Here is a 12,180-nt window from a genome sequence, read left to right as displayed (position 1 = left end):
ATTGATAAACAATTAAACATATATACACCCGTTTAATTTTGGCTACATACGTTGTTGTTCTAAACAGTAGGACCTTCTCTTTTGAAAAACATTATATGAAAACTCTGGCGAGTACGCTCTTTGCGCTTTTGGCATTCGCAGCCAACTCAGTGCTATGTAGATTAGCATTGGGCGAGAATGCGATTGATGCAACGAGTTTTACCGTTATAAGATTGCTTTCTGGCATTGTTATTTTGATCCTCGTAATGCAACTAACAAGTAAATCAAATGAGAAAAAACCGACAACGAAGGGAAGTTGGTTAGCGGCAAGTATGCTCTTTATTTATGCTATTGCTTTTTCATTTGGCTATGTGTCATTAGATACAGGAACAGGAGCACTTATTCTCTTTGGCGCCGTTCAAATAACGATGATTATGGTGAATGTTATTTCAGGAAATAAACTTCACTTTACTGAATGGACAGGCCTAGTTATTGCCTTCACAGGCTTTGTTTATTTAATTATTCCAAGCTTAGTGACGCCATCATTTGTTGGGTTTATTCTCATGGCCATTTCAGGTATTGCCTGGGGGCTTTATACTCTGGTAGGCAGAACCTCGAAAAACCCTCTGAGCGACACGGCCTATAATTTTTTGCGTACCTCTCCTTTTATTTTAATACTGGTGATTTTTGGCCTTGATAATGTTCATATAACTTCAATAGGGATTTTATTTGCCATTTTGTCTGGGGCTATAGCCTCTGGAATAGGTTATTTTGTCTGGTATATCGCACTTAGAGGACTCTCTGTCACGCAAGCGGCTGTTGTTCAGTTGTTCGTACCAGTTATTGCTGCCGTAGGAGGTGTTATTTTTACCAACGAACTTATTACACATCGGTTAATTGAGTCATCTGCGTTGGTTCTTGGTGGTATTTTGATGGTTATTCTGGGGAGATATTACTTTGTTCAATTGGCATTAAAAAAGAAAAAAATCGTTTAATGGGAAGTGATTGTCCAGTAAATTTATAGGTTCTCAATGAATTTACTTGAGGGACTTTATTTATTATTAGCCAGCACAAGATAGGGCTTAATGACTGAGCGCTCTGCATCGCTAAATATTATTTTCTTCGGTCCAATCTTTGAGTCTTTCTAGAATATCCAATGCTGTGCGGCCAAAATCAGTTATTTCATAAGCAACAGCAATAGGACGATCGCTAATGACTTCTCGCGTAACTAAGCCTTGGACTTCTAACTCTTTTAGACGTTGATCAACCATTTTCTTGCTTGCCCCACCTAACATCCGCGATAATTCGTTAAAACGTACCGGGCCATCTTTTAGATGCCAAAGAATAGACGCTTTCCATTTACCCCCTAGTACTCTCATACCCCGCTCAATAAGACAAGGTTGCTCACAGCTTTTAGGATTTATTTTATTTACGTTGTCCTTTGTTTTTATAGTATTTTTCATTATATTTCACTTATAATCTTAGTGGTTACTAAAAGTATACTAGTTGATTTTATTAACCACACTAGCATAATACTGCTCCATAGAGCTACTTATCAAGAGGCATTAATATTAATGCCATTTTAGGAAAAATTTTATGCCAACACTCACCTCTTATGATGCCATTAACAGATCGCCATTGGGTGATGTTCCTCTTACTGAACCTTTGCAGATGCAAGCGGTTGTTTTGCGAGCAAAAAAAGCGCAAAAATATTGGTCGGCACTTCCTCTTGAAGTACGTCAACAAAAAGTCGTTCAGGCTTATGAACGTCTTATTTCAGTTGAAGATCAGCTTGCATTATTGATCAGCAAAGAAATGGGTAAAGACCACCGCAGAGCAAAGTATGAAGTAGCGGGCACTATTCAGAATGTGAAATATTTTACACAAGAAATCGCTCAAGCGCTAACGAGTGAGTCAATCGGACACGAGACTAAAATGCAATACCGACCTTTAGGTGTTGTTGCTGTTATTTCACCTTGGAACTATCCATTGGCTATGGCAAACAACTTGTTGTTGCCCGCACTAATCGCGGGTAATAGTGTTGTGCTAAAACCGTCGGAAGAAACACCGTTAGTTGCTGATCTTTTTATTAAAACATTGAACCAGCTACTACCTGAAAACGTATTACAAGTGGTGCATGGCGATGCAGAAACGGGCAAAGCTTTAGTTAATGCCGATATCAATATGGTTGCTTTCACCGGTTCCCTTGGTGCAGGTAAGCATATTATGGCAAGCGCTGCTTCAGGGCTTAAACGTTTAGTGATGGAATTGGGTGGCAACGACCCACTCATTGTGATGGCAAGTGCTGATATTGACAAGGCAGTACAATTTGCCGTAGCGAGCTCTTTTGAAAATACTGGACAAATGTGTACTTCTACAGAGCGTATTTATGTTGACGAACGTATAGCTGATGAGTTTGAGCATAAAGTCGTTGCCTTTGCATCTCGCTATCAAGCCGGAGCTTGGGATGAAGGAAATGTCAATATTGGTCCAATTGTTAACCCTAAACAGCATGCGAAAGTGCTGTCTCAATTAAAAGATGCCCATGCCAAAGGCGCGGCGTTTTTGTTGGGAAGCCATCATTATGAACTGCCCTTTATACAGCCAACTGTCGTGACCGGTATAACGCCAGATATGCTTTTAGAGCAAGATGAAACCTTTGGTCCAATTGTAGCTATAAGTCGTTTTAACGTTTTATCTGAGGCGATTGATCGTGCCAATGCCAGCCCATATGGTTTAGGTGCGGTGGTCTTTGGTGGCTCAGACGCAAATAACGTTGCTGAGCAAATGGAAGCAGGCATGGTGGCAATTAATCAAGGTGCAGGTGGTCCAGGACCATGGGTTGGCGCCAAGCAAAGTGGCTTTGGCTTTCATGGCACAGCTGCTGGTCATCGACAATTTTCGCAATTGAGAATTATTAGCAAATAAGTGTTTTAACTCAATAAGTTTAATTGTCGATTGCTTAACAAAAGATATGCAGCAATACCTAACAACTGTTACTGATAGAGTAAAATATGAATGTAAAAATAGACACAGTCGCTGATTTTTTTGTCGCGGCTTTAGAGCCTGGCGCAGAACACCCTGCTTTACCTGCATGGGGTAACCGTCAATCAAACCCAGCGAAATTGAATGATAAATTTGATACCAGTCATATTAAACGACATGATTTGGCGCAGGTGCCTGGTGCATTTCAGTTATTGAATGTATTGAGCAAAGAGGAATGTGAAGCGCTGATCAGTATTAGTGAACAGTTAACGTTCTTGCCTGATGCGGCTGTTTCTTTGCCACGAAGTGTTCGCCACAATGACAGTTTAACTTGGATAGTTGATGAGCAAACAGATGGTATTATTTGGCAGCGTATGGCGCATTTTATGGATGACCGACAGGCTATTTTTGCTGGCAGTAAAGCGTTAGGTATTAATGCGCGTTTTCGCTTTTATCGATATAACCCTGATGATTATTTCAAGCCTCATTCTGATGGCTCTTGGCCAGGAAGCCGTGTTATTAACGACCAGTTGATTACTAATGCTTACCCTGAACTTTATAGTCAAATGACTTGTTTAATCTTCTTAAGTGAAAATTTTCAAGGGGGAGAAACACGTTTCTTAGTGAATGCTGATGATGCAACTAAACCAGCAATGAGGAACGACAAAGTTAAAAACGTTGATATTCGCACCCCCGCTGGTGGTATATTGTGCTTTCCTCATGGCATGCACCCGTTGCATTGTATACACAGTTCAGTGCCAATTACGGAAGGTATTAAATATATAATTCGCAGTGATGTTTTGTTTGAACTTTAAGCAGACTTAATTATACAACAGGGCTAAATACACCAATCATCTAAAATTTAAATAGATGATTTTTTTTAGTGATTTAGCCTTAGATAAACCGTTTGGTAATACTTGGTTTATCAGAGGTTCTTTAGCGGTAATGTTCACAAATTAAAACAGTGAACTGGGTTTATTTTGTACTACAATTGTTTTGTAGTCCATGCTAAAGAGCAATTAATGTAAATATACACAGTAGAAAGGTGTCAATGTATGGCTAGTCAGCTATTTCATTTGTTGGAAAAGTGGCAAGAAAATAAAGACAACTATGAATGGGTTCTGGGAGTTGTATACAAAACAGAAGGCTCTAGTTATAGAAAAACCGGTGCGATGATGTTGTTTAACAGCCTAGGTCAACAATTTGGTATGTTAAGTGGTGGCTGTATTGAAGGAGACATACTGATTCATGCTAAAGCGTGTATGAGCAGTAATAAGCCCAGTCTGTTAACTTATGACGGCAGCGATGAAGATGATTTATCATTTCAGTTAGGTATTGGTTGTGGTGGTAAAGTTTATATATTGCTGCAAGCAATTAATCAACAAAACGATTACCTTTCATTATTAGTTGTTTATCAGGCATTAGCTAAACGTAAATCAGGTACTTATTTTCAAGAAATATCAGCAAGCAGTACGCAAGCTTATTTCACCGAACAAACAGATACAATACAAACGACACCATCAGTTAAGCCCGTACTTGTAGAAAAAAATAATCAGCAATGGTTATCTACTCCAATTAAACCTGTGCCACACTTATTGGTTATTGGCGGCGGTGTTGATGCTCGGCCAGTTGTTGATATAGCATCTACTTTAGGTTGGACAGTAAGTTTATGGGACCCTAGAGCGGCCAATGCAAGAAAAAATTACTTTACAGCCGCAGATACTATTCTTAAGGGGAGCGTTGAATCAGTCGGCGAGTATGCGCGTAACAAGCTTGTTGATGCGGTCATTTTAATGAGCCATAGTGTTTCTTTAGATGCCGCATGTTTATCGGTATTACAACAAGAAACAATCAGTTATATGGCGTTGTTGGGCCCCACCCACCGAAAAAATCAGGTGTTGGACGTTGCAAAACTTAAAGAAGAGGCGTTAACGGTTACGTTGTCTGGTCCTGCGGGGCTTGACTTAGGTGATGAGTGTCCTGAGAGTATCGCTTTATCGATTATTAGTGAGTGCCAAGCAAGCTTAAATAAAAAAACAGCCACTTCAATAAGTGGTGTACTTAATAAATTTATGAGTTGTTAATTTCAACTCACTTATTGGAGAGACAAATATGATTGCATTCAAGTTAAATGGGAAAGATGTTTCCTCTACTTCCGAGGGCGACACACCGTTGTTATGGGTTATTCGTGACGAACTTGGTTTTAAAGGAACAAAATTTGGTTGCGGTATTGGCATGTGTGGGGCCTGTACTGTACACATTGACGGCGCTGCAGTTAGAACATGTTCTTTTCCATTACAAGCGGCGATGAATAAGAATATAACCACAATAGAGGGGTTGAATAACAATCATCCATTACAAAAAACATGGATTGATGAACAGGTCCCCCAATGTGGTTACTGCCAATCGGGACAAATCATGCAAGCAGCAACATTGCTAGCAAAAAATCCATCGCCGAGTGAACAAGAAATAGTTGACCATATGAGCGGTAATTTGTGTCGCTGTATGGCATATGCTCGTATTAAAAGTGCGATTAGCAGTGCTGCAGATGTTATGTCAGCTGATGTGCAGTATTTTGATCCCACCTCTTCAACACAACAATCATAGGGTGTATGACAATGCAAAATATTAAAGATGCAAAAAATAATATCAGCTTATCTCGCCGTCGTTTTTTAGTGGGTACCGTTAGCAGTTCACTTGTTATGGCTTTTGCGCCACTGGCTAGCGCAGCGAGTTTAACGCTAAGCCCACAAGAAACACTACAAAGTAAATTGTTTTCACCCACCGTCTGGTTTGAAATTAATCCTATGGGTGAAATTAATATAAACATCGCTAAGGCTGAAATGGGACAGCATATTGGTACTGCGCTTGCTCGCGTTGTTGCTGATGAATTAGGTGCTGATTGGTCGAAAGTATCGATAACTCATGTAGATACTGATCCTAAATGGGGGTATATGGTTACAGGGGGGTCGTGGTCTGTATTTCAAACCTTTAAACCTCTTTCTCAAGCCGGTGCCGCAGGTCGTATTGCATTAATAGAAGCCGCAGCCAAAATATTAAATTGCCCTGCTGACCAATGTCGTGCTGAAAATGGAGCAGTTGTTTACCAAGACCGTTCAATTAGTTTTGGTGATATCGTTGCCAAAGGTACGTTTAACCGTGCTTTTACTCCAGAAGAAATTGACGCATTACCACTTAAGCCAGCAAGTAAAAGAACGCTCGTTGGAAAACCTGGTTTAGCGCTTGATATCCCTGCTAAGACTAATGGCTCAGCCGTTTATGGTATTGATGTTGAATTGGCTGGTATGGTCTATGCTCGGCCTATTCTTCCGCCTACCCGATACGGTAGTAAAGTGACAAATGTTGATGATAGTGCTGCCAAAAAGGTAAAAGGTTATCTTGGCTATCATATTTTAAAAGACCCCAGTGACCTGATTCAGGGTTGGGTTAGTGTTCAAGCGGATACATATTATGGCGCGATAAAAGCCGGTGATGCTTTAAAGGTCAGTTATCAAGCGGGTAAAACCGCTAAAGTCAGTGAAGAAGATATTATCAAAGAAGGTGAGCGTTTAGTTGCTGATGAGAGTGAAGGTGGCTTGTTTGTTAATGAGGGCGATTTTTCAGCAGCGAGAGCGAAAGCCGCTAAAACTATCGAAGCGACTTATCGTACGCATACCGCGTTACACTTTGCTTTAGAGCCAGTTAATGCAACAGTGGAAGAGAAAGATGGTCTCTGGCACGTTTACACAGGTAATCAATGGCAATCGTTAACTTTGCCAGCGATCGCCAAAGCACTACAAGTTGCTGACGATAAAATCGTTATGCACCAGCAATATTTAGGGGGCGGCTTTGGTCGACGTTTGTTTGGCGATTATGCCATTCCTGCTGTGCTGACCTCTAAAGCGGTTGGTAAACCAGTGAAAATGGTCTTTACTCGAGAAGATGATTCTAGATTTGATCAACCTAGATCACCCTCTGTTGCTTCATTTCGAGCTTCATTTGACCAAGAGAATCAACTGACCGGTATGGAGCATGTCTTTGCTGCTGGCTGGCCAACTTTAACAATGGCGCCAGGGTTTATGCCTGAAAGTCTAGATAAAAAGATTCGTGTAGACCCTTTTTCAACAAGCGGTGCTGATCACTGGTACAGCATAGAAAATGATCGTGTACGAGCGATTAATAATGATCTAGCACAGCAAACTATTTTACCTGGATTTTTAAGATCAGTGGGTCAAGGTTGGATTGTCTGGGGAGTGGAGTCGTTTATTGATGAAATTGCGCATCAAATGAAAGCTGATCCGATTGATTTTCGTTTATCAATGCTCGATGGTCTAGGTAAACAAGCAGGTAAAGCGCCTGAAAGTGTAGGTGGTGCCAAGCGATTAGCGAATGTGTTGAACATACTTAAGCAAAAAACAAAGAATGTTAAACTAGCAAAAAATGAAGGTGTTGGTATTGCAATCAGTGCAGGACAAGAAAGAACTATGCCAGCTTGGATGGCTTGTGCGGCACAGGTACATGTTGAACCAAGCTCAGGGAAAGTAACGGTTAAAAAACTCACTATGGTTGCTGATGCAGGTGTTATTGTTCATCCCGATGGCGCATTAGCGCAAGTACAAGGTTCTATGCTCTGGGGAACGAGCTTAGCATTACATGAGCAAAGCCCAATAGAAAATGGTCAGGTGAGTAATACTAATCTACATACTTACTCACCATTGCGTATGAATGATATGCCTGAGTTGGATATTGAATTTGTAGAAAGTGATGAGTTTCCTGTTGGTTTGGGTGAGCCTGGAGTGATAGCGATAGCGCCTGCCATCGGCAATGCTATTTTTCAAATAACAGGAGTTAGAGTGCGAGATCTTCCTATTAGCGCTGAAGCGTTAAAAGGTGCTTAAGCCATCGTTCATTATTACTTTACAGTAATGGCGATAAGTAAACTAACCTTTATTCGTTGATATATTAAAGCCCTTAGTGTCGCTAATACGCACTAAGGGCTTTTTTTATGAAAGGTCATAAAGGTTAAGCAAGTCACAGCAGACTATTGCACTATAAAGGGTTTATTTCTCAGCGAGATTACAGAGTAGCTACATGCATAATATTAAACTCTCGCGTTTTGATAAAAAGTAATCTATAACTAAAAATAAAATAAAATAAAATATTAAATCCTTATTATCATTATGTTATGGAATTTTTTGAGGTCGATTAAATGCAACGAATGGGTTCAATTACAAAGTATTTAGCATTTTTATTTGGTGTACTTATTAGTTTAATGATCATATTTTTCATATATTCCTACATCTTAAAAAGTCAGCTTTTTGAACAGGGAGAGAATATACTTGCCGATTTAGTTCATACCACAGAGCAAGGATATAGTGTTTTAGCGTCATTAAATAACAAAGGTTTTTCTAACTGCTCCACTGAAAACTTATTGGCGATGCGAAAATATCAATTTGAATCGAACGATATTAAAGATATTGGTTTCCTTAGCAATGATTTATTAACCTGTACAACGGGTATCGGCCTCTTAACGAAACCTATAAAAGAAACCTCACCTAATCTGATAATCGACGGCCATAAGTTTTGGTTTAATCATAAATTGATTACCTTTGATAGAACACTCCAAGGTATTGTTATACGTAAGGATAAGTACAATATAGTCGCGTCGTTCAAAGGGCTTTTATATGAACACAGAAAATTTAAAGAGTATGAGTTATTAGCTGTTAAGGGTAATGAAATAACACACCTTTTCGGAATACAGGGTCTTTATCAACAAAAAGCAAAAACGGGTAAGCCTCATTTCAGTACGGGACTGTTATTACACTCTTTAGAATTATGTGCCCCTAAAGGGATAATATGTGTGGTTATTCAGCAGAAAAACTTTTCAGAATTTCAAGTTGGTTCTGTTTTATTAATTTTAATGTTTATATCTTTAGTCTCAGGCGTTGCTACTTTGCATGCTTATCAATCGATTTACAGTTACATCTATAGTACGAAAAGAAGAATAAAATTAGGCTTATCTTTTAAAGGCATTAAACCTCATTATCAGCCTATAATTGAACTAAAAACAGGGAGAGTTATGGGGTGTGAGCTACTTGCGCGATTTGAAGATCATATTGGTCCCATTTACCCTGATCAATTTATTTCTGTCGTGAGTGAATTAGACATGTCTTGGCTTATGACGGAACATCTTATTTTACAAGCAATACATGATTTTAAAGAGATTAAAGTGATTGATAAACCATTTTACCTCTCAATTAATGTTTTTCCAAAAGATATTAATAATGGCAATATTCTTAAAGGTGTTGAGCTGTTAAAAAATATAACGCCTAACTTGCAAATTTGCTTTGAGGTAACAGAAGACGAAGAGTTACATTATAGTAAGGTAGGAGATACATTAGAAAAACTTTCAAAAAGCCATATAAAAATATCTATCGATGACTTTGGTACAGGTTACTCTAATTTGTCTCAGTTAAAGTTGTTAGATATTGATACATTAAAAGTAGATAAGTCATTTATTGATGAAGTGGAAACAGGTTCTATTCGGTCAACATTAATCCCTAATATTGTTTCGATAGCAGAAAAATTAGAAGCAACTATTATTGCTGAAGGCATTGAAAATAGGTTGCAAGTTGATGAGTTATTGAAAATGGATATTGAACTTGGACAAGGTTGGTATTACGCAAAAGCTTTACCCTTTAAAGAGTTTAAATATTATTTACTCAGTAATAGTGATTACAAGTTTACTGAATAGCATAGGAGCATGAGCTTAATTTGACACAAATAGTGAAATTTCACTGTGACCCATTTACCATTCATGTATAAAAGTTTGAAGAAAGACAATTTTTTCCAATGCTCATTGATAAAGCCTCAGTAAATACTGGGGTAATGAATTTCTATTTTTTAAAAGTAGAAACTTTTTTCATTGTTAGCTATTGTTATTTAATACTTTTATTTTCCCTGGTGATTTATTGTAATTTCATCTTCAATGCAAAGATAACAGATTAATAGCAAACTGATCGTGAGAGCAGGACGCAAAGCTAGCATTCTACTGCAGATTAGGTAGTGGGGCTACCAAGGTTATTACGTATATTTATTTTCTACTATACGTTTCCCAGAGGGACTTTCTCTCGCGTTCTAACTTTCTTTTATGCGCTTTTCTTGTTTATTCAAATTTACGTGTAAATCATAAATGGATTTCTATTTTTTTATACTAAAACACTTGGTTTATTTACTTCATTATCAGCGTTTTAACGAAAGCAAACTTATTTATAAATACGTTTGCTTTGGTTAAAAAAATATAAGTTTTGCTGATGTACAAGAAGAATTGGATCAGCTCGACATATTAACAACACGTTTAAAATCTTCGATTTTTTATACTCAAGCTATATCGAGGCGGACCTGAAAAGTCCTTTTCATCAATTAATCCCCATAAAGCAACGTCAACATTAATTATGAAAACTCATCTCAATCAAGTGTTAGGATTAATAACTGATAATAAACTCGCCTTAATTAACTTCCCTGAAGAGTCTATTTTAAAGGGGTTACCTTTAATTTTACCGCCAAAGGAGTCGTGATAGAAATACTTGAGACCGTTTTCCCCTTCTGATGACGTTTATCAAGTATGTAAAGATTTATATCACCAAGGTTACCATTTAGTCTGAGATGACTTTGTTTATAAGCCTGAATGGAATTGTTTTTTCAATTTAATGAAACTGATTAAGTTGATACTCAAGCTACGCTACTTGATAAAATATCTCCATTAATTAAGAAGCTAAAAGCGAGAAAAAATCTTAATATTCTGGCCAAAAAGTCGAGCCTAAAGAATAATTTTTACAAGAAAAAAATTAGGTTTTAATTTTATCAAGGGTATTACTTTTGTCGACCTTAAATGTCAGAAAGTAATAAATAGATAGCCACCAACCCATTTTGTTAAGTTTGATTCAAGAATGCCTGAGAATAACATTGAATATTAAACGTATCACCAGTTATTTTGAGCGAGATGTAGGGCTTTCCTTTAAGTTATTTAAATTTATTAATTCTGGTATCTTACCGATAAGCCAAGAGATAAAAAGCGCATTAAGATATTTAGGCGAAGCCCAAACCAAGAAATTAATTCTACTTTTATTTGCTGGGTCGTTAGCTACAAAAGCCAAAATAATTAACTCGACTCGCTATTATTAGAGCAAGATTTTGTGAATTAATCGCAGAGAAAACGATACCTGAACATACAGAGGTGATTTTTCTGGTTGGGTTGTTTTCTTTGTTAGATGCAATGCTAGATGCACTACTTGATAAAATAGTGAATAGCTTATCGTTACCTGCTGAGGTAGTCTCAGCACTAACAAGCGAAAAATCCTCTACGTTAAAATATATTCTTAGCACGATTAGCTATTATGAAAAAGGCCGTTGGTATAACACTAAAAGAAATGCGGAAAGTATTAATGTTAATTATGAAGAATTAGCTGATTACTATCAAAATGGATTGGTGTTGGCATGTAAATATAATGACGAACCTGTGACAGATTTTGAGTAAACCGATTTGAATAAAGTCTATGATACTTTATGCCGCTTCTTAGATAGAAATAACCGTCACTATTGCCGTTAAACGGTTGGTTTTGGTCATCCATAATCCTTCCCTCCTAAGGCACCGCTTAGATACAATAATGGGCCTTAAATAATTATTTTTAATCATTAATTTATTTTATACACTGCTTCAACACCGCAATAAATGTCAGCGCCCGTTTTATCATACACAATACGTTGCTCTTGACAGGTGCTGGTAACATTATTTTTCCAAGTGATCACACCCAATAAAACACCGGCAGTAAACGGCTCTCCCTGAAATACATAATAATGGGCATCACTTGTTACGCCCTCTACTAAAATAGGCACCACCTGAGAGACTCTGTAGTGGTATTCACCAGCCATAAGCGCATCACCCTTGACGGTTGAAGGCCCGTCTCCCAAATCAATATATTTTAGTGCTGCGATCCAGTTGTTGGTAATGTTACCCCCCTAGACCAATAGACCGACTGGTATCACTATTTTTAATATTAGTCATAGCTCAAACCGCGCCCCGTGATTTGGTAAAAAATAACGGTAGACGAAGATGTACGAAGGACTATGCTATTTGAAAAGTTTAGTTTATTTATTATTATCTAAATCCCTTTACAACCTTACACTTTATTATCGTCAGCTCAAATATACATCTAT

12 protein-coding genes and 1 riboswitch are annotated in these 12,180 nt (G+C 37.9%); of the genes, 10 read left to right on the top strand and 2 right to left on the bottom strand.

Annotated features, from left to right (window positions below):
- Positions 1–95 precede the first annotated feature (95 nt).
- Complete coding sequence (locus tag H4J52_RS12255) at positions 96–974, top strand: DMT family transporter (RefSeq protein WP_182224798.1); 879 nt, start codon at positions 96–98, stop codon at positions 972–974.
- A gap of 111 nt (positions 975–1,085) precedes the next feature.
- On the opposite strand, the gene H4J52_RS12250 is transcribed toward H4J52_RS12255, so the two are convergent.
- Positions 1,086–1,442 (bottom strand): helix-turn-helix domain-containing protein, encoded by a 357-nt coding sequence (locus H4J52_RS12250; protein WP_182177240.1) that lies wholly within the window; start codon positions 1,440–1,442, stop codon positions 1,086–1,088.
- A gap of 133 nt (positions 1,443–1,575) precedes the next feature.
- Between H4J52_RS12250 and H4J52_RS12245 the strand changes: the two genes are divergently transcribed.
- The 9 genes from H4J52_RS12245 (at position 1,576) to H4J52_RS12210 (ending at position 11,500) form a co-directional block, all read left to right on the top strand.
- Positions 1,576–2,907 carry an aldehyde dehydrogenase gene (locus H4J52_RS12245; RefSeq protein ID WP_182224796.1) on the top strand — a complete coding sequence of 444 codons (1,332 nt, stop codon included), beginning with the start codon at positions 1,576–1,578 and terminating at the stop codon, positions 2,905–2,907.
- 86 nt (positions 2,908–2,993) lie between these two features.
- On the top strand, positions 2,994–3,779 hold the full coding sequence (locus H4J52_RS12240) for an oxidoreductase (RefSeq protein WP_182177238.1): 786 nt from the start codon (positions 2,994–2,996) through the stop codon (positions 3,777–3,779).
- Between the two features lie 240 nt (positions 3,780–4,019).
- Positions 4,020–5,048 carry an XdhC family protein gene (locus H4J52_RS12235; protein WP_182224794.1) on the top strand — a complete coding sequence of 343 codons (1,029 nt, stop codon included), beginning with the start codon at positions 4,020–4,022 and terminating at the stop codon, positions 5,046–5,048.
- A 28-nt stretch (positions 5,049–5,076) separates the two neighbouring features.
- The gene (locus H4J52_RS12230) at positions 5,077–5,571 is read left to right on the top strand and encodes a (2Fe-2S)-binding protein (RefSeq protein ID WP_182177236.1); all 495 of its coding nucleotides are present in this window, start codon (positions 5,077–5,079) and stop codon (positions 5,569–5,571) included.
- Positions 5,572–5,576: 5 nt separating this feature from the next.
- Complete coding sequence (locus H4J52_RS12225) at positions 5,577–7,862, top strand: xanthine dehydrogenase family protein molybdopterin-binding subunit (RefSeq protein ID WP_182224792.1); 2,286 nt, start codon at positions 5,577–5,579, stop codon at positions 7,860–7,862.
- A 311-nt stretch (positions 7,863–8,173) separates the two neighbouring features.
- Positions 8,174–9,718 (top strand): EAL domain-containing protein, encoded by a 1,545-nt coding sequence (locus H4J52_RS12220; protein ID WP_182177234.1) that lies wholly within the window; start codon positions 8,174–8,176, stop codon positions 9,716–9,718.
- 245 nt (positions 9,719–9,963) lie between these two features.
- A riboswitch (cyclic di-GMP riboswitch) is annotated at positions 9,964–10,043 on the top strand.
- A gap of 375 nt (positions 10,044–10,418) precedes the next feature.
- On the top strand, positions 10,419–10,541 hold the full coding sequence (locus H4J52_RS20020) for a hypothetical protein (RefSeq protein ID WP_259366601.1): 123 nt from the start codon (positions 10,419–10,421) through the stop codon (positions 10,539–10,541).
- 352 nt (positions 10,542–10,893) lie between these two features.
- Positions 10,894–11,148: an HDOD domain-containing protein gene (locus tag H4J52_RS12215; protein WP_310649638.1), complete on the top strand. Its 255-nt coding sequence runs from the start codon at positions 10,894–10,896 to the stop codon at positions 11,146–11,148.
- Between the two features lie 79 nt (positions 11,149–11,227).
- Positions 11,228–11,500 carry a hypothetical protein gene (locus H4J52_RS12210; RefSeq protein ID WP_182177232.1) on the top strand — a complete coding sequence of 91 codons (273 nt, stop codon included), beginning with the start codon at positions 11,228–11,230 and terminating at the stop codon, positions 11,498–11,500.
- Between the two features lie 158 nt (positions 11,501–11,658).
- Here H4J52_RS12210 and H4J52_RS12205 read toward each other — a convergent pair whose 3' ends face one another.
- Complete coding sequence (locus H4J52_RS12205) at positions 11,659–11,895, bottom strand: hypothetical protein (RefSeq protein ID WP_182177231.1); 237 nt, start codon at positions 11,893–11,895, stop codon at positions 11,659–11,661.
- Positions 11,896–12,180: the final 285 nt, after the last annotated feature.

This window comes from Colwellia sp. MB02u-14 (genome assembly GCF_014076915.1).
In the GTDB taxonomy this organism is placed as follows: domain Bacteria; phylum Pseudomonadota; class Gammaproteobacteria; order Enterobacterales; family Alteromonadaceae; genus Colwellia_A.
This window is presented reverse-complemented; position numbering and strand designations above follow the sequence as displayed.

What these genes read in the sequence shown, in the direction of transcription:
- H4J52_RS12255 (WP_182224798.1), top strand. Translation starts at nt 96, where the DNA reads ATGAAAACTCTGGCGAGTACGCTCTTTGCGCTTTTGGCATTCGCAGCC.
- H4J52_RS12250 (WP_182177240.1), bottom strand. Translation starts at nt 1,442, where the DNA reads ATGAAAAATACTATAAAAACAAAGGACAACGTAAATAAAATAAATCCT.
- H4J52_RS12245 (WP_182224796.1), top strand. Translation starts at nt 1,576, where the DNA reads ATGCCAACACTCACCTCTTATGATGCCATTAACAGATCGCCATTGGGT.
- H4J52_RS12240 (WP_182177238.1), top strand. Translation starts at nt 2,994, where the DNA reads ATGAATGTAAAAATAGACACAGTCGCTGATTTTTTTGTCGCGGCTTTA.
- H4J52_RS12235 (WP_182224794.1), top strand. Translation starts at nt 4,020, where the DNA reads ATGGCTAGTCAGCTATTTCATTTGTTGGAAAAGTGGCAAGAAAATAAA.
- H4J52_RS12230 (WP_182177236.1), top strand. Translation starts at nt 5,077, where the DNA reads ATGATTGCATTCAAGTTAAATGGGAAAGATGTTTCCTCTACTTCCGAG.
- H4J52_RS12225 (WP_182224792.1), top strand. Translation starts at nt 5,577, where the DNA reads ATGACAATGCAAAATATTAAAGATGCAAAAAATAATATCAGCTTATCT.
- H4J52_RS12220 (WP_182177234.1), top strand. Translation starts at nt 8,174, where the DNA reads ATGCAACGAATGGGTTCAATTACAAAGTATTTAGCATTTTTATTTGGT.
- H4J52_RS20020 (WP_259366601.1), top strand. Translation starts at nt 10,419, where the DNA reads ATGAAAACTCATCTCAATCAAGTGTTAGGATTAATAACTGATAATAAA.
- H4J52_RS12205 (WP_182177231.1), bottom strand. Translation starts at nt 11,895, where the DNA reads ATGGCTGGTGAATACCACTACAGAGTCTCTCAGGTGGTGCCTATTTTA.